Genomic DNA, 23,568 nt, shown 5'->3' with positions numbered 1-23,568 from the left:
CCGACTGCGAAAAGTTGCGACCCCGCTCGGCAGTTGTGGCCGCGCGGACGCCAATCGGGTGCAGCCCTATTTACTGCCGCTGCGCTTCTTCGTTGATGCCGGCTTTCGGTTCGGAGGCCTTTCGCCTAGCGGCAGCCTTCACCCGCGCCTGATCGCGCTGCACCTTGATCGGCACCACTTTCGAAACATCGATGGTGGCAACAATCGGCTGCGGGCCCAGGGCCGACGCTTCGCGGTTCAGCCGGGCCTTCTCGTTCAGGTGGGCTAGGACGTTGTCGAAGGGAACCTTCGGCGCGCCTGGTGTCAATTCCCAGCCGTCGCGCCGTGCGTTCTGGTAGACGAGCAAGAGAATGCCGTGCCGCGTGGTATCATGGCGAAGGTATTGACCGCACAATTGCGTGGCCAAAGCCGCCTCCATCTGTGCGACCGAGAGTCCGTCGGCAACCTTGATCTCGATCGGCAGCTCGACCCCGCTATGGCGGCTGGCGAGCACAATGTCGGGTTCCTTCTCTTCGACATAATGGGTTTCTCGATGGACGGTGTAGGCCTCTTCCTGACGGGCCTCCAAAGTGCTGGCTACCCAGCGCTGGACCGCATTCTCGTCGACTAAGCCCTGCACTGTGTCGCCCTGCGCGAACTTATGGTTGATCAGATCGTGCTGGATACCTTCGAGGCGGCGTTGAGCGATAAATTGGAGGTCGGCGGTCGTTGTCGGCGGACGGTCAAACTTTCGCTCGAACACCAGCAGATCACTTGCCATCCACGCTGGCAGGTAGGCGTCGCCCTCCGCCCGCCGATACGCATGAATGTGCAGCCATTCTGGCTCGATAGGGAAGCCGGGGATATTCGCCAACCGCAGGAGCGCGGCGTGGGTGGCTTCGCCGGGCGTCTGCAACAGCCGATTGAAGATCGCGCTGCGGGCATCCTGCGCCTCGTCACGCAATTCAGGCGAGTAGACCTCCCCGCTCGGTCGATTGATATCCTGGTCGGGCCGGACGCCTTCAAACGCGAGGACCAGAAGCTGTTCAAGCCGCTGTACCGAAAGCGCCACGGGCACCTCGATCGATCGGTGGAAGCGGCCGCCAAACAATCGCGGCAGCAACGTGCAGCAAAGGGTGGCTTGGTCGTTGGGGCCGAGCGGCAGCATCTTCCGTTCAAGCGCATCGACCGCAGGATCGCCAAGAATGCCGAATAGCAGGAAAAGGTAGTAGGCAGCGATGACAGGGTCGGCGGCATTGTCGATGCGCTCGGCGACAAAGGCAGCCACGCCGTCTGGCACATCCGGCAAGGCACGAATGATCACCGACACGGCCTTTTCGAGCATCACGGCCGATATCGAGGGATGCGTCTCCAGATAGCTTAGGAGATCAGGAGCCATCAAACGAGCAAAGGCGGGATCGGCATATTCGAGCCGATCGAGCATTCCGTGGCCTTGCGGATCGGCACGGTCGAGCTGGCGTTCGATCGCCGTCCGCAGCACCGATCGCACACGATCCGGATGGGCCGTCGCCAGCGGTAGCAAATACGCGGGCAGACCGTTCAGTTCGATCATCGCCAGATGGGCGGCTTGGTCGGCGCGCTCCGGACTGATTGTCTTCGCCCAATTGGGAATGGTGCTGGCGGCGAGCGCCATGCCGCCCAGGGCCATTGTGTCGAAATTCGTGACGGATCGAGCGCCGCCTTCTTGTTCGGTTGCCCCTTGCGGTGTGTGAGCATAGGCAAAGGCGATCAACGCGTCGCCGAAACGCCGCGTCAACTCCGGCCCGAAGATGGGGGCCACCACGTCGAGGCTCTCGATCGAGTAGACGCTGCGCGACTGTGTCCGCCACGACAGAAACTGCCAAAGATGGAAGAGGCGTGAATCGACTGAATCGGCTGTCTGCGGCGAGAGGCGGTCAAAGAAGGTCGGATCGGCACGCAGCGTATCGATTAGCTCGATCCAACTCGTATCCCGTTGGGTGGTGCGTTCCTCGTTCCGCTTCCGAAGCTCCTCCATTCGCGCCATGTGTCCGGCCATTTCTGGTGTTTCGGGCGGCGGAGATTGCCAAGCGGTGAGTTGCTCCGATAGGCGGGCGTCGCTCTCGGCCGCTGCAAACATCGACGCGAGGATCGCGGGATCTTGACCGAAATCCCGCCACAGGACGTGCGCGGTCCGCAGCGCGGTCTGTCGATCCCGCGGATCGGTCCGCTTTTGAATATCGGGAACGAGCCAAGCGAGATCATCAGCGGTGAGCACCACCGGCCAACCGAGATGCTGCACCATGAACAGGTTCACGTCGTCGGGGCTGGTGATGTAAGGATGACTGCGGATACGATCGACTGCCCGCCAGAAGGACGATTGTCGGCGCCCCCTCGATGTGCCGAACAGCTTGCCGAGGGCCTGAAAGGCGTCGTTGTTGCCCGAATAGCGTTCGGTTTCCCGAAGGAGCAGGACCAGGTCGGTCACCACGTCGGGAACGAAGTCGGGGTGGCTGTCGAGCAGCCGGTTCGCCGCGGCGCTGGCAAGTTCGGCAAACGCCTCTCGGAACCGATGCTCTTCCCCTTCACCCGTAAATTCGCCGGAGCGCGCAACGATCTGGTCGAGGAAGGCTTGGAGGTCCGCCGGCGACACCAAGTTGGTCGGCAGTTCGGGACCAAGGGGCAAGATCGATTTGTGGCCATCGTCATCGGAGACCCCAATCGCATCGATTAATGCGAAAAACTCGTTAACCGAGATGAAGGTCGGGAAGAGCTTCGACAGTGTCTCCAGAACGATCGATCGCCGGAGCGAAGTATGCTCGCTGACGACATAGCGCGCATAGCGACGACGATCTTCGTCGTCGCCGATCGCCATGAGCCCGCGGCCCGCGAGAAGCTGCGAAATCTCGTCAGCGGATTGGTCGAAGGCGACGGCGCGGACGGTTTCGAGCCCGCCGGCCTGCCGCCCGGCATGGATCAACCGCAGGACGATGTGACGTGCTTCCTCGTCTGATCCCGCCGCTAGCCACCAGTCCGCAAAATGAGGATCAAGCGCGGGGTCCGCAAAGCGGCGAAGACTGTCCTCGATAAACCACAGCTTTTGGCGATCGATCGTGGCGAGCTGGCCCAATGCCGCATCGAGGGCCTTCACCCGCGTTGGGATTGGCAAGGAGCCAGGATCGCCATGCTTCAAGAGGTTGAACGGCGAACGAGCGATCAGAGCCTCCGCGACCGCCGGCGACGTTCCGGATAGCCAGGCGGACGCCTCGACCATGTCCGGGCGCACGAGCCGATAGCCATATAGATCGACGAACAGCAGGTCGAATACGGTCGAGAGGGGGCAGCCTTCATCAATGCGCCGTTGCAGCCAAGTCGCAGTGAGATAGGCGCGCAGCGTTTGCTCATTGTCATTGTGCAGACGAGCCCGGCCCAGCGTGGCGGGATCGAAAACCGGGCGCCGCAGCAGATGTAGCCGGTGCTCGTCGCTCCAATCAGGAAGAAGGTCTTCGAGGGGGATGGACGTTTCTGCGGGTGCGGGGTCCAGCCCCGCCGTAGGGATGCGCAACGTATCCTTCCCGCAGAACAGGAAACCGGCGCCGATTCGATCGAGCGCGCGCCGGCCCGCTTCGCCGCCGATTGGATCGTTGCGGCGGCGCATCGGATCAGGATCGAGGAGGCGCGCCTTGATGCTCTCTTCAATCATCGCGCGCAGTGTCCCGAGCCGCTTGTGCGCTCGCCAGAAATCCACCATCCAGCCCAGGTCGAGAGGGCGTGCGGCAAACGACCATAGGTTCCCGTGCTCGATCGCCTTGAGCAGTTCATCAACGTCGGCGATGCCGACACCTTCCGCAAATTTTCGAACCTGCCATGCTGCGAGCGGGTCCATCCGCAGTATTTCGATCGGCTCAACCTCGCCCCGTGGCTTTCGCTCTTTTCGGTCTAGGGTCGCCCTAACTTCGTCCCCGAGATCAGTCGGTGGGGGCGGCAGCTTCGGGAGGCGCAGCCACTTGTCCATTGAACGCTGATCCGCCGTCTTGTCCCAATCTGTGAACCTCCCCGAAATGTAGAGATGGACTCGCCCTTCCAAACCGGCGATCGCATCTGCCAAGCGACGTGCAACGCCATCGAAGTGATGACCCTGGTCCTTGGCTTCGTCGACTGAATCCACGAAGAGCCAACATTCTGCGTCGGACGACGCTCTCCACTCGCCAAATGCTCGTCGCATCTCTGGCGGCATCGCGCCTTCCAACCCCGCGTCGGCAACGTCGCGCACGGTCACGAAAAATGAAAATAACCCCTCGCTCGCGACCGCGGCTTGCTGCCGCTCGAACTCAGTGGACTTGCCGCTGCCGGCTTCTGCCAGAATGACCACCCGACGCTTTGCGAGCAAATCTGGCCACGTGGAACTAAGTTTGTCGTGCCCAAGCAGGCCATGGAAGCGGCGGTCGTCGTCCTCAGCGGCGGGCCGGAAGCGTCGACTCAGATCAATGAGTTCCCCTGTCATCGCCGCTAATATATGGTGGGCGTCTTCGTCTCCAAACTCATAAAGAATGCGGCGGACCACTGATCAGCTGCAGCAAAGGCCGAAGTGCTCGGCACGACATACCTCATCACACCATCGTTCCCCGAATGTGCGATGTCGGAGAGAGCAAGTTGCTTTCGTCTCAGTTGCCGCAAAGATGACACGGCGGTAGGTAAACGCCGAATGTCGGTTCCTGACGAAACCGGTCATTCGGCATGTCGCGAGGGAATGACCGCTAAGTCCCACGAACGACCGGCAGCACGCGACCAGCTCGAGACGTTGCGAGACTGGTGGTGGAACGACGGCGCATACCGAAACCCGCCATCCCGCTGTGTTGATCAGTCGTCGGATCTGATCGAGGAGGTCTAAGGCTGAGCCGACCGCTGGACTGCCGCCGGCTGGGAGCGGCTTGGCTTGCTCAAGGCTGATTGGCTGAAAGCTACTGTTGTCGTAGGCACCTGGCGGACCTATCCTCAAGCTAGGACGAGATGCCATCAGGCATCTCTTGGGGATGCTTGAATGCCTGTGGAGCCTACCGAGCGTTATCGGGTGATATTCACTCGCGACATCGACGAAATTACCTTTCCCGAACCCGCGACAATCGTGATCTCACCGAGCGATATTCGAGAGACGAATGCTGGTTTCCGGATCCTTGTCGAAGTTGTGATAACCCCGCAATTTACCTTCGACCCACATCCCAATTTTCGGATGCAGGCGTTCCTTGGCTTCCACGGCAAGTCGCGAAAGAACGGCGATCTGCGAGAGCTACTTGACGCGATGGACGGCGCCAGGTCGGACATGATCCCGGCTGAGGACATCCCCGACTACTTCACGATGCTTCCCGACATGCAGGCCTATCGGAACATCATCAGGACGCTTGGGCCGCAGGAGGGTTCGCTCGTACTCGCCGCCATGAAAGACATGGTGGCAGCCGGCGCAGGCGCATCTGCCGGTTGGACTCGCGAGGCCAAAGAGACAAAGGTGTTCACCCGCGCGTTCATGCGCCAATCCGAGACCTACTTCGCCTGGAAGAACGCCGACACCATTCTCGATGGTGAAGAGTTCGAGGAAATCGGCGCTCTTTCGGAGGAATTACACATCCGCTTTCAGCTGGAAGGCCGACCAAATCCTCACGATCTGCGCTTCCGATTCGAGCAGGATGAACCGGTGCTGCCGAAGCGCTTCGCGGTCGTCATAGGAAAGAACGGCGTTGGCAAGAGCCAGGTTCTCGGCAGGATCGCCCGGGCAGCCCTACGTGTTAACGGCGAGTTGACCGATGGGGACGGTGGAAGGCCCCAACTGAACCGGTTGCTGGCATTCTACCCGACCCTACCTGGCTCATCCGTGTTTCCAGTGCGTCGCCGCGGTGAGCGTGTTTGGTATCGCCGGCTGTCTCTGACCCACGCTGGCGCCGGTCGATCGCGACAGACTGCGACTGATCTGATCATCCAGTTGATGCGGACTGACGAGCGGATAGCAGGCGTCCCGCGGATTGAAATTTTCCTCAGCGCACTCCGAGCGATCGATGCCTACGACCAGTTGGTACTCGGGTTCGATCGCGCGGGGCGCAATGGAATCCACATCTCGCGGCTGGTCAGCATCCGCGATGAGGACGAGCGGATCGATGTATTCGGATCCATTGAAGAGGGCCAGGAGCCCAAGCGTCTCGTGGGAAATCGCGCCTACCCTCTCAGCAGCGGCGAGCTCTCGTTTGTGCGCTTCGCCGCCCTGGCTAGCCTCTACATCGAGAACAGCTCGCTTCTCTTGTTCGATGAGCCAGAGACGCATTTGCACCCAAACTTTATCAGCCAATTCGTCGCTCTGCTCGACAGTCTGCTGAAGCAGACCGGGTCGGCAGCAATCATCGCCACGCATTCGGCCTACTTCGTTCGCGAGGCATTCGAGGATCAGGTGCGCGTGCTGCGATCGGACAAGGACCGCTGGGTAAGGGCTGTGACACCGCGCTTGCGCACATTCGGGGCGGACGTAGGAACGATCTCCTATTTTGTGTTCGGTGAGGAGGAGCCCTCGCGTCTGGCCAAGCAGGTGGAGGACACGATAGCAGGGAAGAAGCTGCCCTGGCGCAAGATCTTCGACGAGTACAAGGACGAGCTTTCGCTGGAACTCCTGGGTGAGATCCGGGCGAAGGTGGAGGGCGAGAATTGAACCGTCTTCAGCGACCGGTCTTCTTCAACGACGACGCGGCAGTGGTAGCTCTCTCCAAGAATGAGATGGTCGGAAGCTATCCACTGCTCCGCGACAACCTCGCGGCTGTTCGGGCGGGCTACAAGCAATACGCATCGGTGAACGGCGACGTTTCGCAAATTGAAAACGTGCCGATTTCGCCACAACTCGCCACGCTGCTGAAGGGCCACTACACGAATCCCAGCGCAGACATCGCTTTCATTGACAAAATTCGTGCCGATGGTGAGCACAAGACTTGTCCGATGTGCGGCTCGTCGCGTTGTGGCACACTTGATCACGTGATGCCGAAGGCTGGCTATCCCTGCTTCTCAATCTTCGGTATGAATCTCGTACCGGCCTGCAAGTGCAACCTGTTGCGCACCAATCGACTGACCAATCCTGCATTTCCGGGCGCGAGGCTCCTTCATCCCTACTACGACGACATTCTGAGCGAGCGCCTCCTGACCGCACATTTTCGCGATCTCGGTCCAGTGCCGAAAGTCGGCCTTCGTTCGGTCCTGGATGCAGCCCATCCCTTCCGAAACGCGGTGGACTTCCACCTTACGAACGTGGTCAGGAGGTCGGGTGCTGCGGAGTGGATTCGTGGTGAATGGGCCAAGATGGTCTTGAAACCCGGCCTCTTGATCCGTCCCCTAAAAAAGAACCCAGCCACGCGAGCAGGTCTCGTCGATCTCCTCGAAGAGGAGCGCCAGGATGTCGATGAGTCGACGGGCAGCAAGAACAGCTGGATGTCGATAATGCTTTCCGGCTTGCTCGCCGACGACGTGGTTGATTGGCTCTTCGCCGCATTGACTGCGCCAGGCCGGCCGCCGAACGGGCCGTTGGTGTGAGTCTGAGACCTCCGGGAAAGAGAGCTGCCTCGAGTCAGGCGCGTATGGACTCTCGCCGCTCGCAGTCATCCTCGCTGATTTCACCAGTAGACTGACTGCGCGGGCCTCACAGTCGGCCGGTGTCCTCGAGTACCTTACGAACAACGCTCATCTTGGTGCAGACGAGATTAAGCCCGACGCCCCGCTGGGTCACGATGGCTACCAGCTTCGGCACGGTCGACGCGCGGCTCTCTAAGACTTCCGGATCACTGAGCTTCCCAAGATCGACGAGGGGGCCGCCGCTCATTCCCCTCGGCTTTATGGCGTTTTGGGCATTGCCGTCAGCATCATTTGCGCGCCGCCCGTAGCCGAGGAAAAGATGATGGGCGCCGCCATCCGGCAACATTCTCGCACTCACAGCATCGTCGACTATGACATCGGTGTGTTGTAACGCTTCGGGTTTGACCTTTATGGAACTGCGCTCGGTGATTTTGTTGCGGGTGTTAGGAAAGCCGAACGCACTAAACAGGTGACCGGATGTTGCCCCAGATTCCAATCGATCCACTTCTCATCGACAGCGGCGATTACCGCGAGAGCCGTGTCCAGCTCCCCTTCAACGGGGATGACTGCGATATCGAAATGATCGTCTTTCCGCCTTCCAGCCACCTTCGAGGTGATCTATGCCTGTCCACCGATCGGCACGAACTGACCGTCAGCGCCAGCGAACATGCCAGCGTCTTCGCATTCATCGAGCACATGCGCGGCCGTAAGCAGGAACCGCGCGTCGCCAACAGAGATAAGAATCGCTGTTCCAATTTGATCGGGCCGCATTTCGTCTGCGGAGTAGATTGGGAGGGTTGCCGGCAAGAATAGCTTTTCCGCCGCCGCCGCCGCACGTTGCCGCGCCGCCCTGATATTGGTGGCCTCGCCAATCATTGGTATCGTCATGCAATTCGCTTGATACAGCCCACCGCGCCCAATCCATAAAACACGGACGTAGCTACGACTGCTTCCGGCGGAAGTCGCCATTGCTGTATTTTGACAGGAATGACGGCTTCGTCCCACTTCATGCCATTTGGACTGATCGATCATGCCAAATTTGGATTCGAAATCATCCGAAAAGCTGACCAATCCATCATGGGTCTTTTTTGGCTGCAATGATTTCGCATTCATTCACGCATACGGCAGGAACGTCCCTCTATGGTTGTCCGGACAACACACAATGCATCATCTCTCGCGATCTCCTCGTCAACGATATGTATCGTCGCCGAGCATCCGCTGGATCAGGTGTCGAGCAGATCAATCCGTCCGTGGTGAGCGTTACGAGATGTCGCAAAGCGGTAGTAGGCGGCACCGCCGCCGCCAAACAGGCCGATGTTGCACTGATGGGGCGGCCCTTTTGCTCGTTCACAAACAGATCGAGCAGGATGTCCCATGACGGCTCACCGAAGTAGCCGCTGCCGATCACCGCATCGCGATGACGTCTGATGCCCAGCAAAGTAGTCGCCACATCGTATGGTGACGAACCTGCGTTCAGTGTCGTTCCAGCTCCGGCAATCGCGCGGAGGCGATTGGCCATTTCGAGCAATTCCGTTCCATTCTGCATGCCAGTTTGCTCTCAGAAGATTGTCCAATCCCGCTCGGGCACATCGCGCGTCCTGCTGCGGTGGCGTACGATCCCCACCAGAAGGATCAGCATGACGGGATAGGCGCTGTAGGCGTGCGCGAGTTTGTACACCTGCCGCTGTATGACCGGGGCGAGCCAAACGCCGATCTGAAGCTCGACCCCCACCAGTAGGAATGCTGCGAGGACCATCGGCCATATCCGCTCAGCCCACAGCGCCACGACTGTGACCGCGACCAGCGTGATGACGTCGAGAAGCAGAATGCCTGGTTCTCGGACGACGAACACCCCCCGCGCGGCATTCACCATCATCGTGTCGACGATGGCCGATGCTGCGAGAATTCCAGCGACCCAGCGTTCGGGACGCCCGCCACATCTGATCGAATAGACGAGAAGCCCGACGAGACCGGCGTAGAAGACGACGACGTTTAACATAGACGCCGTCGTCCTATTCAGGCGGCCGACCGGATCGCCACGACCGTTCCAGCAGGCGCATCCCGCGCCTCATCGTAGGTCGGAACCGTATCACCCCAGGAGGTCACGGAATGCCCCTTCCGTTCGACGATCTCCAGAGACTTCGAGTGCGCACGCGCGAGATGGTGACGCCCTCGAAGATGATGCGCCATCGCCTCGTTGATGTCCGCGAAGACCGATTGCGGCTCTCCGAAGGTCAGATCCAGTTGCGCGCTGGCCTTCTGTGCGTCGAGCAACAGTTGCGCGTATTCCTGCAGAGCGGCATCGGATGCAGATTCCGCCGCCTTGAGGCGCGCATAGAAAACACTCGTTACCTCGTTCCCCACATTATCCCCCGTCACGTACTGTCGGAGCTCAACGCCCCGAACGATCAGCAGATGATCGGGAGGGATCGTATATCGCGATCCCTCCGACCACAGCCATGGCGCTGAGTCCAAGACCCATGGAAAGCGCCAACGCCACGCCAATGATTACACCCAGGCGATGGAAGGGCCGGAGCCGTTCCAAACCCCGGGATGTGCCCCGGACGTCGTCAGACTGTGTGACGAGTGCTGACACCGGAGTTTCGTCCGGCTCAACCCGGATCGGTTCCCCCGGTAAAACTACGGGACTACTAACCGCCTCAGAAAGCGCCATAAAGGTGGTCGCTGCATGCTGACGATTCCGCGCGCCGAGCAGCGCCACCGCATCGGCGATGTAGCCGTCCACTGTCTTCGGAGAAATTCCGAGATCTGCCGCGATCTCCTTGCTCGTTCGATGAGCGGCAACGCCGGCTAGACATTGCTTCTGGCGATCACTGAGGCGGTTGAGCATACGTCCTGCTTAGCGGCAACGAACTTCGAAAGCACCGATTCGGTTGATTCACGTCCGGGTGAACGAAATCTATGATGGCGTTCCAGGCGCTTGGCATACTGCTCAAGAACCCATCCTCCTCCATATTCTTTAAGATTGCCATGGATCGCATCGTTCGATCCGCTTCACGCTGAGCGTATCGAAGCCCTCCCTAATTCCGGAGAGGACAACCCGTTGGCCGACCCAGCGCCGCACCAGCCACCATGTCCGCAAATTGAGGTCGAGGCGCCATGTACCCCCGCCATCCGCGCAGAGAAGCCAGCCAGCGGTGCCTAAGCTCAAGCGACCGACGACCTGATGCTTGGTTCCGATCGGCACATTGCTCTCCCTGTACAACCTTCGGCGGATAGCCTGCCACAAGATCATAAAACAGGCGAATGCCGGGCTGGCGATTCTACAAACCGACTAGCCACTCCCACTGACGTCCCTGTCCTCAAGGCAAGGCGCCGTAGTCGTGACCACTTAGCCGTCAACCATAGGATGCAAAGGGATTGCACCCGATCAAATGGAGAGCGCGTCTTCAGGTCGAAAGGAAGCTTGGTTCTTGGCAATTATGCTCGTGGTAAGAGCAACGTCTCTGCCGGGACCGATCCTATGGATCATCAACTGGAATTTATTGATGAAGAATCAGGAGAGCAAAGCCCGACCACCCCGCGACCGGCACCCTGGATGCAGGCTCGCGTATCATACCCACGGCTTCCGATACTCAACCATCTGACGGTTGAGGATCTTGCATATCAACGCAAAGCCCGCCTCAAGCGGGATTGCTCAGCAATTGCTCGCATAATGCGTCGAATGACAATGGCGCGCCCGGAACGATTCGAACGTCCGACCCTCAGATTCGTAGTCTGATGCTCTATCCAGCTGAGCTACGGGCGCTTTTTGGTCGCCTTGACCTATGTTTCCACTGGCGCGCCCGGAACGATTCGAACGTCCGACCCTCAGATTCGTAGTCTGATGCTCTATCCAGCTGAGCTACGGGCGCGCTGTGGAGGTGGGCTGATAGAAGCGCTTCGGAATCTTGGCAACCCCTTTGCAAAGGTTATCCACATTTTTTCTCCGGTCGGACCTTTGCCATGCTTTGCGGCATTTGGTCCCTCACTCGGAATGCGGTTAGGAAGATCGCGATGACGCCCAATCGCCTCGCTCCGTTCGCCCGGCCCGCCCATATGATGCGCGCCTGTGTCCTCATAGCCGGCTTGAGCTTGGGCGGTTGCGCGCGGGACCATGACACGACCCCCTATCCGTCGCTGGCGGTGCGGCCGGTCGAGAAGCAGGGCTTTGCCGAACCCGCCGCCAAGCCGGTCGTGCTTCGGGCCGATCCGGCGCTGGACGCGCAGGTCGCGGAGATGACCCGCCGCCTGACCGCCCTGGAAGAGGAGTTCACCAAAGCGCATGACCAGGCCCGCGCCGACGCCGCCAAGGCGCGCGGGGCGGCGGTGGGCAGCGAAGCATGGCTGACCGCGCAGACCGAATTGGCGACGCTGGACGAAATCCGTGCGCGCACCTCTTCGCTGCTGACCGAGATCGACGACCGGGCCATCCAGCGGGCCGCCGCGTTGGAACCGGATTATCCCACGCTGACGAGCCTGCGCGACCGGGCGTCGGCGGCGGTTACGCGGCAGGCGGCGCAGATCAAGGCGATCAGCGACAGCCTCCCCGCCGCCTGACCCCGTCAGAATTCGCGGATGAAGGGCAGGATGCTGGAATAATCGTCGGTCCAGGCGGCGAGACCCGGCGGCGCCACCGCCGGGGTCCAGTCTCCCCCTCGCGCCTCCAGCGTCTTCAGCACGCGCGCGTCCCGCGACAGCGCCAGCCAGACCGAAGCGGTGGCCTGCGCCTCGCGATCCAGATCGGTCGGTACATAGCTCATCCGCGAAATCGCCCAGCCCCCTTCCCTGGCGGCGGCGGCGACCAGCGGCTCCAGATCGACGAAGCGGTTGGAGATATGCACGAGCAGCAGCCCGCGCGGTGACAGGACGCGGGCATAGGTCGCGAAGGCCTCGCGAGTCAGCAGATGCGCCGGAACCGCGTCGGAGGAAAAGGCATCGAGCGCCAGCAGGTCCAGGCTGGCGGGCGCTTCGGCCGCCAGGCGAAGTCGCGCGTCGCCGATGCGGATGACGGGATCGGGCTGGCAACGGCGCAGATAGCTGAACTGCCCAGTGTCGCGCGCGATGCGGACGATCACCGGATCGATCTCATAGAAGCGCCAGCTTTGCCCAGGCTGGGCATAGCAGGCGAGCGTCCCCGTCCCCAGCCCGACCACACCGATCCGCGCCGCCGGGCCGTACAGCATCGGGGCGGCGCGCATCGCTCGGCCGACGCCGGAATAGGGGGCGTAATAGGTGGTGGGCGTCCGTTCCCGCGCGTCCGATCCGCGAAGCTGTATGCCGTGGACGGTCGAGCCATGGTCGAGCTCGCGGTAACCCGGCCCATCGCGCACCGTGTAGACGCCGAAATAGCTGCGCATCCGGGCGTCGCGCTCCATCGACAGCGATAGCGCGCGATAGCCGCCGAACAACACCAGCGCGCCGCCGAGCAGCAGCCCGAAGCCGGTGCGCGCGCCGATGGTCAGGAACCCCAAAGCGGCGATGACCAGGAACGCCGTACCCTGCCGCTCCTCGCCGAACCACGCCGATGGCCCGACCACCCGCAACGCAAGAACCAGACCGATCGCCACCGCCAGTGCGACCAGCATCGCGCGCGGGTGCCGCCACCACAGATCGCGGATCGCCGGCAGGATGAACTGTTGCGGGATCAACATCCCCGCCGCCAGGATCAGCAGCGGATATTCGTACGTCCAGTCGAACAGTACCGGCGCCAGGATGCCCGCGAACACCCCGCCCAGCGCTCCGCCGACCGCCATCCACAGATAGAAGCCGGTCAGCCGATCGACCGCAGGCCGCGCGCGGTACAGGGCGGTGTGCAAGGCGACCGACACCATGAACAGCAGCAGCAACGCCACGACGACATTGGAATAGGGTCGCTCGGGATAGCCGCCCATGATGACCCCGCCGAACAGCAGAAGCGTCACCGGCGCAATCCGGGTCAGCGTATCCGCCGCGCCCCGCCGGGTGGCGAAGGCGATGATGAAGCTCGCCAGATACAGCCCCAGCGGCAGCACCCAGAGCAGCGGCATCGCGACGATATCGGTGGTGATATAGGTCGAGGTCGCCAGCACCAGTCCCGAGGGCACCGCCGCCAGCGCCACCCAATAGCCGATTCGCCGCCATCCCGGCGCGGCCGAGGTCGGTGCAGGGTCGGCCGCCGGATCGCGAGACGCCGGAAGCCGCGTCGCGCAGGCCAGGACCAGCAGCGCGAGCAGGCCGTAGCCCAGGCTCCATAACAGGCTTTGGCCATGAAGCGTCATCGCCGGTTCGACCAACAGCGGATAGACGATCAGTCCGGCAAAGCTGCCCAGATTGGACGCGGCGTAGAGCGCGTACGGGTTACGCCCCGGCTGGGCGAGCGCGAACCAGCGCTGGATCAGCGGTGCCTGCGCCGACACCGCGAAGAAGAGCGGCCCGATCGACAGGCCGAGCAGCCACGGCACCCACAAAGCGGGTTCGGCATCGGGAGGCAGGTTCACCGCCATCAAACCGATCGGCAACCACAAGGCCGCCGCCGCCAATAGCAGGATATGCACCCCCGCCTGCACCTTGGGCCGCCACCGCCCCAGCGCATGGGCATAGGCATAGCCGCCCAGCAGCAGCGCCTGATAGACGAACATCGCCGAGTTCCAGACGGCGGGCGCGCCGCCCAGCCGGGGCAGCGCCATGCGCGCGACCAGCGGCTGGACCAGGAACAGCAGGAACGATCCGGTCAGGATCGTCGCCACGAACAGCGCACGCGCCGCCAGGTCCGGGATACGGCGTGTCACGGGAATGGAGGTCAGGCGTTCAACAGTCGCGCGGCATGGGCGGCGTGGTAGGTCAGCACGCCCGAGCATCCGGCGCGCTTGAACGCCATCAGCGTCTCCAACACCATCGCGTCGCGGTCCGCCGCCCCCGCTGCGACCGCCGTCTCGATCATCGCATATTCGCCCGACACCTGATAGGCGAAGGTCGGCACGCGGAACTCGTCCTTCACCCGGCGGATGATGTCGAGATAGGGCAGGCCCGGCTTCACCATGACGCTGTCCGCGCCCTCCGCCAGGTCGAGCGCCACTTCGCGCAGCGCCTCCTCGGCATTGGCATGATCCATCTGATAGGTGCGCTTGTCGCCCTTCAGCAGACCGCGCGTGTTCACCGCATCGCGGAACGGGCCGTAAAAGGCACTGGCGTACTTCGCCGCATAGGCCATGATCTGGACGTTGACGAAGCCCTCTTGCTCCAGGGCGGCACGGATCATGCCGATGCGGCCGTCCATCATGTCGGACGGCGCGATCACGTCCGAGCCCGCGCGCGCCTGGGTCAGCGCCTGTTCGACCAGTGCGTTGGCGGTGTCGTCATTCACCACATAACCCGCCGCATCGACCAGCCCGTCATGGCCGTGCGTCGTATAGGGATCGAGCGCGACATCGGTCAGCACGCCGATATCGGGCACCGCATCCTTGATCGCGCGGATCGCCCGGCACATCAGATTGTCGGGGTTCATCGCCTCGCGCCCGTCATCCGTGCGCAGGTGCGAGGGCGTATTGGGGAACAGCGCCAGACAGGGAATGCCCAGCGCCGCCGCTTCCCTGGCCCGCGCGACGATCCCGTCCAGCGACCAGCGTGATACGCCGGGCAGGCTGGCGATCGGCTCCTCCACGCCCTGCCCCTCGGTCACGAACAGCGGCCAGATCAGATCGGCCGGGGTCAGCACCGTTTCCGCATGAAGCCGACGGCTCCACTGCGAGGCGCGGGTACGACGAAGGCGAAGCGCGGGATAAGATGCGGTCATCAAAAGGGCTTTTGCGGGATCGGACCGCGCTTGCCAAGCGTTGCGTGCAAAGCGTTCCGGGGGCGAAAGGATTATAGGCGTGCGAGAGATTCGATCGGCAGCGATGGTGGTGAACGCCAAGTCGCGGCGCGGCCAGGCCTTGTTTCAGCGCGCCTGCGCGGCAATGTCGGACCTTCCCTACACGGTCGACGCCCGTGCGGTGGAGGACCCGAAGGACCTGGAGCCTACGGTACGCGAGTTGCTGGCGGCCAAGCCCGACCTGCTGATCCTGGGCGGCGGCGACGGGACGATCAGCGGGCTCGTCGACTTGATGGTCGGGCATGACGTGATGCTGGGCGTGCTGCCGCTCGGCACCGCGAACAGCTTCGCCCGCTCGCTCGGTATTCCGCTCACCATCGAAGGTGCGGTGGAGGTCATTCGCACCGGCCGGCCGCGCCGCATCGATCTGGGCATGATCGACAATGATTATTACGCGAACTGCGCCGCGATGGGGATCAGCCCCAAGATCGCCGAGACGGTCCCGCACGGCCTGAAGCGCGTCGCCGGGCGGCTGGGTTACCTGGGCTGGGCGGCCTATCAGTTCCTGCGCTTCCGCCCCTTCACCCTGATCGTCGAGCAGAATGGCGAGCGCGAGCGGCTGCGCGTCGTCGAGGTGCGCATCTCCAACGGGCCCTATCATGGCGGCACCGAACTGGTGGATGCCGCCGCCGTCGATTCGGGCGAGATCGTGGTCCAGGCGGTGTGCGGTCACGTCAAGCGCCGCCTGATCGTCAACTGGGCCGCCAGCATCCTGCGCAGCGACTATCGCAAGGAAAAGGTCCGTGACTTCCGGGGCCGCGAGATCAAGCTCACCACCATCCCGCCGCTGCCCATCTCTATCGACGGCGAGGTGCTGGCCCGCACGCCGGCGACGGCAAAGATCGCGCCGGGCATCATCGAGGTCATCGCGCCCGCCGAGTGATCATTCCTCCCCTGCAAGGGGAGGAATTTCGGGTTCTACCCCACCGGCATGGCCTTGTTCGTCGGCTGGCCCTCGGCCAGTGCCTGTTCCTCGCATTCCTCCTTGCCCGCCGCCGGAGCCATCCGCCCCTTGCGCCAGCCACCATGGCGGTAATAGCCGATGGTCATCAGCATCGAGGCGAGCGAGCCCGCCGGGAAGCTCCACCAGATCGCATCCGCGCCCAGGCCCGGCTCCAGCAGGTTGGCCAGGCCGAAGCGCACCGGGAACATCGCGATCGCCAGGATGACAAGCGGCCCGACCACCGCGCCGTTGGCGCGCACGGTCGCGGCCAGGACCATCGACACGCCGAACAGCATGAAGCTCCACCCGCCGATCAGGTTGATCCTGGCCGCGATGCCGATCGCGCCCGCCTCATTCCCCAGGAACAGCCACAGCACATGCCGGTCTAGCAGCGTGACGGCCAGCACCAGCACGCCGGTCAGCAACAGGTTCATGCGAAGACCGGCACGGGTAATCCTATCGACCCGGTCCCACTGCCCCGCGCCGATATTCTGCGCCGCCATGGCGCTGACCGCCGCCCCCACCGCCATGGCGGGCATCTGGATATAGGTCCAAAGCTGGTTGGCCGCGCCGTAAGCCGCCGTGGTCGACGTACCATGCCGGTTGACCAACCCCATCATCGCCAGCGCCGAGGTGGAGACGACCAGCATCTGGAGGCCCATCGGGAACCCCTTGACCACAATGGTCCTGAGCAACTCGGCGGTCGGGAGCAGGTAGCGCCACTCCGCCCCGCGCAGCCGGATGACCAGATCCTTGGCATAGAGATAGGTGACGAGCGCGAGCAGCGATCCGGTATTCGCGATCAGCGTCGCGATCGCCGATCCCTCGATCCCCAGTGCCGGGATCGGCCCCAGCCCCAGGATGAAGACCGGGTTGAGCGCCACGTCGAGGACCGAACCGAGCGCCATGAACTTCAGCGGCGTGATCGAGTCGCCGACCCCGCGCAGCGCCATGGTCAGCAATACCGAGATGAAGCCCGGCGGCATCGCCACGAAGATCACGCGCAGATAGGCAAGCGCGAGCGGGAACACCTCGGCCGGGGTCGCCAGCGCGCGGAGGATGGCGGGGGCGGCCAGCCAACCTATTCCCACGGTCGCAGTCGAAATGACCGCGAACAGCCCCAGCGCCGATCCCAGCACCCGGCGCATCGCCTCCACATCGCGCCGCCCCATCGCCTGCCCGATCAGGATGGTCGCCGCCATGCCGAAGCCGAAGGTCGCCGCGACCAGCAGGAACATGATTATATTGGCGTTGGTCGTCGCCGCCAGCGCCCGCTCGCCCAGAAACTGGCCGATCCAGATCGCGTTGATCGACCCGTTCAGCGATTGCAGCACGCTCGACCCCAGGGTCGGCAGCGCAAACAGCAACAGCGTCTTGCCGATCGGCCCGGCGGTCAGGTCACGGCGTCCGCTTGGGGGTTTCACGGTGTCTTGTCTCCGGCCAACCATTCGTTGTCGATGCAACGCGCCATCGCGGCATATTGGGACATCGGCGCCCGATTTCCCCGCCCCGAACAAAGGCCCCGCCCATAGCACCGGTCGAACGCCATCAGCCCGGTGCGGGGCATGACCGTCGGCAGGGCGCCCAAACTCTCGACGACACAGGGCGACATCGCCCGGCCCCGCCGGATCATTGGCCTGCGGTTTCCTTGCGGATGGCGCGTGTCATCTCCGACACCTGCTGCACCCCCTGGGCATGGGGGCGGCTGTCATAAAGTCCGTTCAACAGTCCCCGGTCGAACGCCGTCAGTTCCGCAGGCGCCGTCGCATCGGTGTCGAACAGGGTCAGGATCGTCGCCGACGTCATCCCCTCGACCGGCCTGGTCGCCGCCATGGTCCGCATCACAGCATAATCGGCAATCTGGCCCAGCGTCTTGTTCAGCAGGGCCTGACGCTTGATGACCACGACCGAGGCGGCGATATCCTGACGGATGGGGCTCAACAGCCGTGACGCCGCCCCGACCTTCATTTGGGGCCAGTTCGCCGTTGGACTATCCTGTTGCAGCACCAGATCGCCGTCGCGCGACACCCGCATGGCGGCGTTCCAGGCATAGACGGGACCCGCTCCCTTCACGATGCGGCTGACCGCCGGGCGGGACAGATCGCCGAATATCTGGGGAGAACGCTCGCGCAACGCCAAGAGCTGTTGCTGCGGATCGTCGGCGAACAGGACCAGAATATTGGGTGTGCAGCCATCGGGAGCCATTTTCATGCCCAGCGATTCGACCGTCGCCATCATGCGGCGAAGGATTTCCTCGCTGGCCGCGACCGGCAGCCCGGCGGTACCGATGCAGACCGGCGCACGAAACCGCATGAGCGGCATGGCCGATGTCGGCCGCCCGGTGACGCTTATGACCTGATCGCGCACCTCGCGCTCGGTGGCCTGGGGTCGGGCCGTCACGACGACCGCCTCGCCGGTGGTCACGGACGGAGTCGCCGTCTGCGGCGGTGCCGCTTGTGCCAAGAGCAGCGATGGCGAGGGAAGCATGGCCCCCATCAAAAAGGCCGCCGTCATTCCCCTGCGCATCGCCACTCTCCGCTGGCTGATGAAATTACCCCGCGATCGCGTCCCGGACCGCCTGAAGCGCCTCGGCGCCCTTGGTGCCGTCGGGGCCGCCGCCCTGGGCCATGTCGGGACGGCCGCCGCCACCCTGCCCGCCCAGCGCCGCCACCGCCTTGCGCAGCAGGTCGACGGCATTGTGCCTGGCGGTCAGATCGTCGGTCACGCCGACCGCAACCGAGGCGCGGCCGTCATTCACCGCGACCATCACCGCGACGCCCAATCCGCCCAGACGCTGCTTGGCATCGTCGACTGCGCCGCGCAGCCCCTTGGCCTCGAAGCCGTCGAGCACCTGGCCGATGAACGCCACGTCGCCGATCTGCTCCGGCCCAGCGGCCGCGCCACCGGCCCCGCCGCCCATGGCCAGCGCCTTCTTCGCCTCGGCCAGTTCACGCTCCAGACGGCGGCGATCCTCGACCAGCGCGGCGATGCGCGCGGGCACCTCGTCGGGCGTGGTCTTCAGCGTCGCGGCCGCGGCCTTGAGCATGTCGTCCCGGTGCGACAGATAGGCGCGCGCGCCCTCGCCGGTCAGCGCCTCGACACGGCGCACGCCGCTCGACACCGCGCCTTCGGACACGATCTTGAACACGCCGATCTCGCCCAGCGCGTTCACATGCGTGCCGCCGCAGAGTTCGAGGGAGTAGGTGCCGTCGGCATCCTCGCCCATCGACACGACGCGAACCTCGTCGCCATACTTCTCGCCGAAGAGCGCCATCGCGCCCATTTCGATCGCTTCGTCGGGGGTCATTAGACGGGTGACGACCGGACCGTTGCCGCGCACCTGCTCGTTCACGCGTGCCTCGACCTCGGCGATGTCGTCGGCGGTCATGCCCACCGGCTGCGAGAAGTCGAAGCGCAGGCGTTCGGGGGCGACCAGCGAGCCCTTCTGCGCGACATGGGTGCCCAGCCTCTGGCGGAGCGCCTCGTGCAGCAGGTGCGTCGCCGAGTGGTTGGCGCGGATCGCGGCGCGGCGGGTGGTGTCGATCGCCAGCTTCACGCTGTCACCGACCTTGATGCCGCCTTCCTGGATTTCGGCATTGTGCACGAACACGCGGCCGAGCTGCTTGGAGGTGTCGGTGACGACCGCCTTCAGACCCGTATCGCTGGAGATGGTGCCGCTGTCGCCGACCTGGCCGCCGCTCTCGCCGTAGAAGGGCGTCTGGTTGACGATGATCGACACCGTATCGCCCGCCGCCGCGCTGTCGACCCGCGCGCCGTCCTTGACCAGCGCCAGCACCTCGCCCTCGCCGGTGTCGGAGGCATAGCCCAGAAATTCGGTCGAGCCGGTTTCCTCGGCGATGTCGAACCAGACATCGTCCGACGCCTTCGCGCCCGAGCCCTTCCAGGCGGCCCGTGCGGCGCGCTTCTGCTCGGCCATGGCGGCGTCGAAGCCCACGCGGTCGACCGACAGGTTCTGCGCGCGCAGTGCATCCTCGGTCAGGTCATAGGGGAAGCCGTACGTGTCATAGAGCTTGAACGCCGTCTCACCCGCCAGCGTCGCGCCCGGCGCCATGCCAGCCGTCGCCTCGTCGAGCAGCTTCAGCCCCTTGTCGAGCGTCTGGCGGAAGCGCGTCTCTTCTTGGCGTAACGTGGCTTCGATCAGCGGCTGGGCGCGGACCAGTTCGGGATAGGCCGCGCCCATCTCGGCGACCAGCGCCGGGACCAGCCGGTGCATCAACGGCTCCTTCGCGCCCAGAAGATGCGCATGCCGCATCGCGCGGCGCATGATGCGACGGAGGACATAGCCACGGCCTTCATTGGCGGGCAGCACGCCGTCCGCCACCAGGAAACCGGCCGAGCGCAGATGGTCGGCGATGACGCGGTGCGACGCCTTCTGGCCGTCTTCGGCCTTGGTATGGGTCAACTCGCAGGATGCCGCGATCAGCGCCTTGAATGTGTCGGTGTCGTAGTTGTCGTGCACGCCCTGCAGGACGGCGGCGATCCGCTCCAGCCCCATGCCGGTGTCGATCGACTTCTTGGGCAGTTCGCCGACGATCTCATTGGCCTCCTGCTCGAACTGCATGAAGACCAGGTTCCAGATCTCGACGAATCGGTCGCCATCCTCCTCCGGGCTACCGGGAGGGCCGCCATAGATATGGTCGCCGTGATCGTAGAAGATTTCGGAGCACGGACCGCACGGCCCGTTCTCGCCCATCGCCCAGAAATTGTCCTTGGTCGGGATGCGGATGATCTTGTGATCCGGCAGCCCGGCGATCTTCTTCCACAGGTCGAACGCCTCGTCGTCGGTGTGATAGACGGTGGCGGTCAGCTTTTCGGCGGGAATGCCCCAGACCTTGGTCAGCAGGGTCCAGGCATGGATGATCGCCTGTTCCTTGAAATAGTCGCCGAATGAGAAATTGCCCAGCATTTCAAAGAAGGTATGATGCCGTGCGGTATAGCCGACATTGTCGAGATCGTTATGCTTGCCGCCCGCGCGCACGCACTTCTGCGAACTGGTCGCGGTGGAATAAGGCCGCGACTCCAGGCCGGTGAACACGTTCTTGAACGGCACCATGCCCGCGTTCACGAACATCAGCGTCGGGTCGTTCTGCGGCACGAGCGGCGCGGAGGGCACGATCTGGTGCCCTTCGCTTCCGAAATAGTCGAGAAAGCCGCGGCGGATGTCGTTGGTCGAGGTCATTGACGCGGCTTAGGCGAGGTTTCGCGCGCGCTCAAGCGCCCGCGCGCCAAGGGCGTCCGGTCGCATCCTCAGGCCGCTGATTTCCATCAATCGCCCAGCGCAATCCGCCGGGCAAGTCGTCCGCCGATAGATCGATCTGTAATACGCGGCGGTGCCGTCCCGGAGTGGAGCGGGCGGAGGCGTGGAGGATCAGAGTATGGTACATCCACACGGCCCCGGCCTCCGCCAGGCAAATTGCTTCGCCCATTTCATGGATCACGTTCGATATCGCCCCTTCCGGGATCAAGCCCAGACGATGCGATCCCGGCGCGACCAGCAGCGGCGCATTGTCGGCGTCAACCGGATCGAGATGGAAACGGACCGTCACCATATGTTCCAGCAGGGAAACCGGCGGCGCGACATGAACCCGACCCTGTTTGACGGTCCAGGGGCCGAAACCTTCGACCTGTCTTTGCTTCGCCACTTCGATCGTGCGGTCCTGATGCCAACCCAGCGCCCAGTTCGCGCCGTCCTGCTTGTCGAAAAGGATGGCGCGGACGGGGCGCACGGCTTCGCCCATATAGGGCCGCATCGCAGCGAAAATCCGCTTTACGCCTGCCAAGTCGCCTGCACGGATAGGATCGATCCGCAGCCCCGGCCGCCCCTTCGGCCACCCGTCGAAAAGCCGCGCCAACTCGGCCAGTTCCTCCCCTGCAAGGCGTGACGGCCAGAGCGCATGGCCCTGCTTCTCCAACGATTCGATCATCCGATCGGCGCCTCGATCGACCTGGGCGGGGTCGAGAACCAGACGGGACCGCTATCCGTCATGTGGAAGCAATCCTCGATCCGGATGCCGAACTTGCCCGGCAGATACAGCCCCGGCTCGTTGGAGAAGCACATACCGGAGGCCAGCGGCGTCGCTTCGCCATGCACGAGGTTGACCGGCTCATGCCCGTCCATGCCGATACCGTGGCCGGTCCGATGCGACAGGCCGGGCAGGCGATAGCCGGGGCCATAGCCCTGGCCTTCATAGAAACGTCGCACGGCATCGTCGATGCTCCCCGCAGGTGCCCCGATCCGCGCCGCTGCCCGCGCGACCTGCTGGCCCCTGGCCACCGTGTCCCAGACCTTGCGCTGTTCCGCACTGGCGCGGCCATGGACCCAACTGCGCGAGACATCGGACTGATAGCCCTGTACCGTGCAGCCGCAGTCCATCAGCACGACCTGCCCCTCTGCGACCCGGTGGACCTGCTTGCTGCCATGCGGATAGGCCGAGGCTTCGCCGATCAGTGCCATGCTGAACTCCGGTGCGCCGCCCAGTTTGCGGGTGGCGGCACTCATCAGCGCGCCGATCTCCGCGCCGGTCATGCCCGCCTCGACGCGGGGATGGACCCAGCGATAGGCCGCCATCGTCACGTCGGTCGCCACCTGCATCAGCGCGATCTCGGCGGGCGTCTTCACCATCCGGCATCCGCGCACCACCGGATTGGCCGAGACCAGCCGCGTATCGGGTAGCAGCTTTCGCACCCCGTCGAATGCGAAGAAGCGGGCCGTCTCCTCGATCCCGACCGGCCGGTTCGCCAGTTTGCGGTCGCGCAGGAACCCCGCAACGACGGCCAGCGGATTTTCATTCTCCTGCCACACCCGCACCTCGGCAGGCACGGCCAGCGTCTCACGGACCGAGGGCTCCTCGAAGAACGGCGTGACGATGCAAGGCTGGCCCTCGACCGGGATGATCGCGGCGGTCAGCCGCTCGCTGCGCCACCATTGGACGCCGGTGAAATAGACCATAGTCGAGCCGGGCTCGATCAGGATCGCGCCGATCCCGTTCGCCTTCATCAACGCCTGCGCCCGCGCCAGCCGCCGCCCCCGTTCCTCCAGGCCGATCGGCACCGCCCCGCCGGTGATGTCGGACAGCGCCGACAGGTCCGGCTCGGCGGCGTGCAGCAGGCCCGGCCGGACGAGGAACGGCAGGGCGGCGGCCGCGATCATCGCACGGCGGGACAACAGGGTCTGCATGACGGTGACGATAGAATTCTT

Annotated in this window: 19 protein-coding genes and 2 tRNA genes; 4 read left to right on the top strand and 17 right to left on the bottom strand. The window is 63.7% G+C overall.

Annotated features, from left to right (window positions below; all coding sequences use genetic code 11):
- Window positions 1-70: 70 nt before the first annotated feature.
- On the bottom strand, window positions 71-4,522 hold the full coding sequence (locus NS355_RS01745; RefSeq protein WP_153007983.1) for a hypothetical protein: 4,452 nt from the start codon (window positions 4,520-4,522) through the stop codon (window positions 71-73).
- Window positions 4,523-4,999: 477 nt separating this feature from the next.
- Here NS355_RS01745 and NS355_RS01740 point away from each other — a divergent pair, with 477 nt between their 5' ends.
- Window positions 5,000-6,646 (top strand): AAA family ATPase, encoded by a 1,647-nt coding sequence (locus NS355_RS01740; RefSeq protein ID WP_058744078.1) that lies wholly within the window; start codon window positions 5,000-5,002, stop codon window positions 6,644-6,646.
- Window positions 6,643-7,515, top strand: coding sequence for a hypothetical protein (locus tag NS355_RS01735; protein ID WP_058744077.1), 873 nt, complete (start codon window positions 6,643-6,645; stop codon window positions 7,513-7,515). The genes NS355_RS01740 and NS355_RS01735 overlap by 4 nt, the downstream gene beginning before the upstream one ends.
- Window positions 7,516-7,621: 106 nt before the next feature.
- Here NS355_RS01735 and NS355_RS18495 read toward each other — a convergent pair whose 3' ends face one another.
- The 9 genes from NS355_RS18495 to NS355_RS01700 all read right to left on the bottom strand — a co-directional run bounded on the left by NS355_RS18495 (window position 7,622) and on the right by NS355_RS01700 (window position 11,429).
- Window positions 7,622-8,059: a hypothetical protein gene (locus tag NS355_RS18495; protein ID WP_153007982.1), complete on the bottom strand. Its 438-nt coding sequence runs from the start codon at window positions 8,057-8,059 to the stop codon at window positions 7,622-7,624.
- Window positions 8,060-8,172: 113 nt separating this feature from the next.
- Window positions 8,173-8,667, bottom strand: a complete 495-nt coding sequence (locus tag NS355_RS18490) for a hypothetical protein (RefSeq protein ID WP_153007981.1) — start codon at window positions 8,665-8,667, stop codon at window positions 8,173-8,175.
- A gap of 25 nt (window positions 8,668-8,692) precedes the next feature.
- Window positions 8,693-9,100 carry a transcriptional regulator gene (locus NS355_RS18485; protein WP_153007980.1) on the bottom strand — a complete coding sequence of 136 codons (408 nt, stop codon included), beginning with the start codon at window positions 9,098-9,100 and terminating at the stop codon, window positions 8,693-8,695.
- 12 nt (window positions 9,101-9,112) lie between these two features.
- On the bottom strand, window positions 9,113-9,553 hold the full coding sequence (locus tag NS355_RS01720; RefSeq protein WP_058744074.1) for a hypothetical protein: 441 nt from the start codon (window positions 9,551-9,553) through the stop codon (window positions 9,113-9,115).
- Window positions 9,554-9,570: 17 nt separating this feature from the next.
- Window positions 9,571-9,918, bottom strand: coding sequence for a hypothetical protein (locus tag NS355_RS01715; protein WP_084787431.1), 348 nt, complete (start codon window positions 9,916-9,918; stop codon window positions 9,571-9,573).
- 28 nt (window positions 9,919-9,946) lie between these two features.
- Complete coding sequence (locus NS355_RS18070; RefSeq protein ID WP_084787430.1) at window positions 9,947-10,405, bottom strand: helix-turn-helix domain-containing protein; 459 nt, start codon at window positions 10,403-10,405, stop codon at window positions 9,947-9,949.
- 129 nt (window positions 10,406-10,534) lie between these two features.
- On the bottom strand, window positions 10,535-10,810 hold the full coding sequence (locus tag NS355_RS19255; RefSeq protein WP_058744072.1) for a DUF5818 domain-containing protein: 276 nt from the start codon (window positions 10,808-10,810) through the stop codon (window positions 10,535-10,537).
- A 436-nt stretch (window positions 10,811-11,246) separates the two neighbouring features.
- A tRNA-Arg gene (locus NS355_RS01705) sits at window positions 11,247-11,323 on the bottom strand.
- 29 nt (window positions 11,324-11,352) lie between these two features.
- Window positions 11,353-11,429 (bottom strand) — tRNA-Arg (locus tag NS355_RS01700).
- A gap of 142 nt (window positions 11,430-11,571) precedes the next feature.
- On the opposite strand from NS355_RS01700, the gene NS355_RS01695 reads away from it, so the two are divergent.
- The gene (locus NS355_RS01695) at window positions 11,572-12,114 is read left to right on the top strand and encodes a hypothetical protein (RefSeq protein WP_244489514.1); all 543 of its coding nucleotides are present in this window, start codon (window positions 11,572-11,574) and stop codon (window positions 12,112-12,114) included.
- A 5-nt stretch (window positions 12,115-12,119) separates the two neighbouring features.
- Here NS355_RS01695 and NS355_RS01690 read toward each other — a convergent pair whose 3' ends face one another.
- Both NS355_RS01690 and hemB read right to left on the bottom strand, forming a co-directional pair.
- The gene (locus NS355_RS01690; protein ID WP_084787429.1) at window positions 12,120-14,324 is read right to left on the bottom strand and encodes a spermidine synthase; all 2,205 of its coding nucleotides are present in this window, start codon (window positions 14,322-14,324) and stop codon (window positions 12,120-12,122) included.
- Between the two features lie 11 nt (window positions 14,325-14,335).
- Entirely contained in the window at window positions 14,336-15,328 is a 993-nt protein-coding gene (gene hemB / locus NS355_RS01685; RefSeq protein WP_058744071.1) for a porphobilinogen synthase, read from the bottom strand.
- A 103-nt stretch (window positions 15,329-15,431) separates the two neighbouring features.
- On the opposite strand from hemB, the gene NS355_RS01680 reads away from it, so the two are divergent.
- Entirely contained in the window at window positions 15,432-16,289 is an 858-nt protein-coding gene (locus NS355_RS01680) for a diacylglycerol/lipid kinase family protein (protein ID WP_058744070.1), read from the top strand.
- Between the two features lie 35 nt (window positions 16,290-16,324).
- Here the strand turns inward: NS355_RS01680 and NS355_RS01675 are convergent, their stop codons facing one another.
- The 5 genes from NS355_RS01675 to NS355_RS01650 form a co-directional block, all read right to left on the bottom strand.
- Window positions 16,325-17,773, bottom strand: a complete 1,449-nt coding sequence (locus NS355_RS01675) for an MATE family efflux transporter (protein ID WP_244489513.1) — start codon at window positions 17,771-17,773, stop codon at window positions 16,325-16,327.
- 205 nt (window positions 17,774-17,978) lie between these two features.
- Window positions 17,979-18,836, bottom strand: a complete 858-nt coding sequence (locus NS355_RS01665; RefSeq protein WP_153007979.1) for a hypothetical protein — start codon at window positions 18,834-18,836, stop codon at window positions 17,979-17,981.
- A gap of 64 nt (window positions 18,837-18,900) precedes the next feature.
- Complete coding sequence (gene alaS, locus NS355_RS01660) at window positions 18,901-21,549, bottom strand: alanine--tRNA ligase (protein WP_058744066.1); 2,649 nt, start codon at window positions 21,547-21,549, stop codon at window positions 18,901-18,903.
- 31 nt (window positions 21,550-21,580) lie between these two features.
- On the bottom strand, window positions 21,581-22,294 hold the full coding sequence (locus NS355_RS01655) for a phytanoyl-CoA dioxygenase family protein (RefSeq protein WP_058744065.1): 714 nt from the start codon (window positions 22,292-22,294) through the stop codon (window positions 21,581-21,583).
- Window positions 22,291-23,547: a M24 family metallopeptidase gene (locus tag NS355_RS01650; RefSeq protein WP_058744064.1), complete on the bottom strand. Its 1,257-nt coding sequence runs from the start codon at window positions 23,545-23,547 to the stop codon at window positions 22,291-22,293. Before NS355_RS01650 ends, NS355_RS01655 begins: the two co-directional genes overlap by 4 nt.
- Window positions 23,548-23,568: the final 21 nt, after the last annotated feature.

The sequence above is a fragment of the Sphingomonas yabuuchiae genome, assembly GCF_001477495.1.
Taxonomy (GTDB): Bacteria; Pseudomonadota; Alphaproteobacteria; order Sphingomonadales; family Sphingomonadaceae; genus Sphingomonas; species Sphingomonas yabuuchiae_A.
This window is presented reverse-complemented; position numbering and strand designations above follow the sequence as displayed.

Bases quoted from the DNA above. Each gene is read 5' to 3' on its own strand.
- NS355_RS01740 (WP_058744078.1), top strand. From the start codon at position 5,000: ATGCCTGTGGAGCCTACCGAGCGTTATCGGGTGATATTCACTCGCGAC.
- NS355_RS18490 (WP_153007981.1), bottom strand. From the start codon at position 8,667: ATGAATGCGAAATCATTGCAGCCAAAAAAGACCCATGATGGATTGGTC.
- NS355_RS18485 (WP_153007980.1), bottom strand. From the start codon at position 9,100: ATGCAGAATGGAACGGAATTGCTCGAAATGGCCAATCGCCTCCGCGCG.
- NS355_RS01720 (WP_058744074.1), bottom strand. From the start codon at position 9,553: ATGTTAAACGTCGTCGTCTTCTACGCCGGTCTCGTCGGGCTTCTCGTC.
- NS355_RS18070 (WP_084787430.1), bottom strand. From the start codon at position 10,405: ATGCTCAACCGCCTCAGTGATCGCCAGAAGCAATGTCTAGCCGGCGTT.
- NS355_RS19255 (WP_058744072.1), bottom strand. From the start codon at position 10,810: ATGATCTTGTGGCAGGCTATCCGCCGAAGGTTGTACAGGGAGAGCAAT.
- NS355_RS01695 (WP_244489514.1), top strand. From the start codon at position 11,572: ATGACGCCCAATCGCCTCGCTCCGTTCGCCCGGCCCGCCCATATGATG.
- hemB (WP_058744071.1), bottom strand. From the start codon at position 15,328: ATGACCGCATCTTATCCCGCGCTTCGCCTTCGTCGTACCCGCGCCTCG.
- NS355_RS01680 (WP_058744070.1), top strand. From the start codon at position 15,432: ATGGTGGTGAACGCCAAGTCGCGGCGCGGCCAGGCCTTGTTTCAGCGC.
- NS355_RS01665 (WP_153007979.1), bottom strand. From the start codon at position 18,836: ATGCTTCCCTCGCCATCGCTGCTCTTGGCACAAGCGGCACCGCCGCAG.
- alaS (WP_058744066.1), bottom strand. From the start codon at position 21,549: ATGACCTCGACCAACGACATCCGCCGCGGCTTTCTCGACTATTTCGGA.
- NS355_RS01655 (WP_058744065.1), bottom strand. From the start codon at position 22,294: ATGATCGAATCGTTGGAGAAGCAGGGCCATGCGCTCTGGCCGTCACGC.
- NS355_RS01650 (WP_058744064.1), bottom strand. From the start codon at position 23,547: ATGCAGACCCTGTTGTCCCGCCGTGCGATGATCGCGGCCGCCGCCCTG.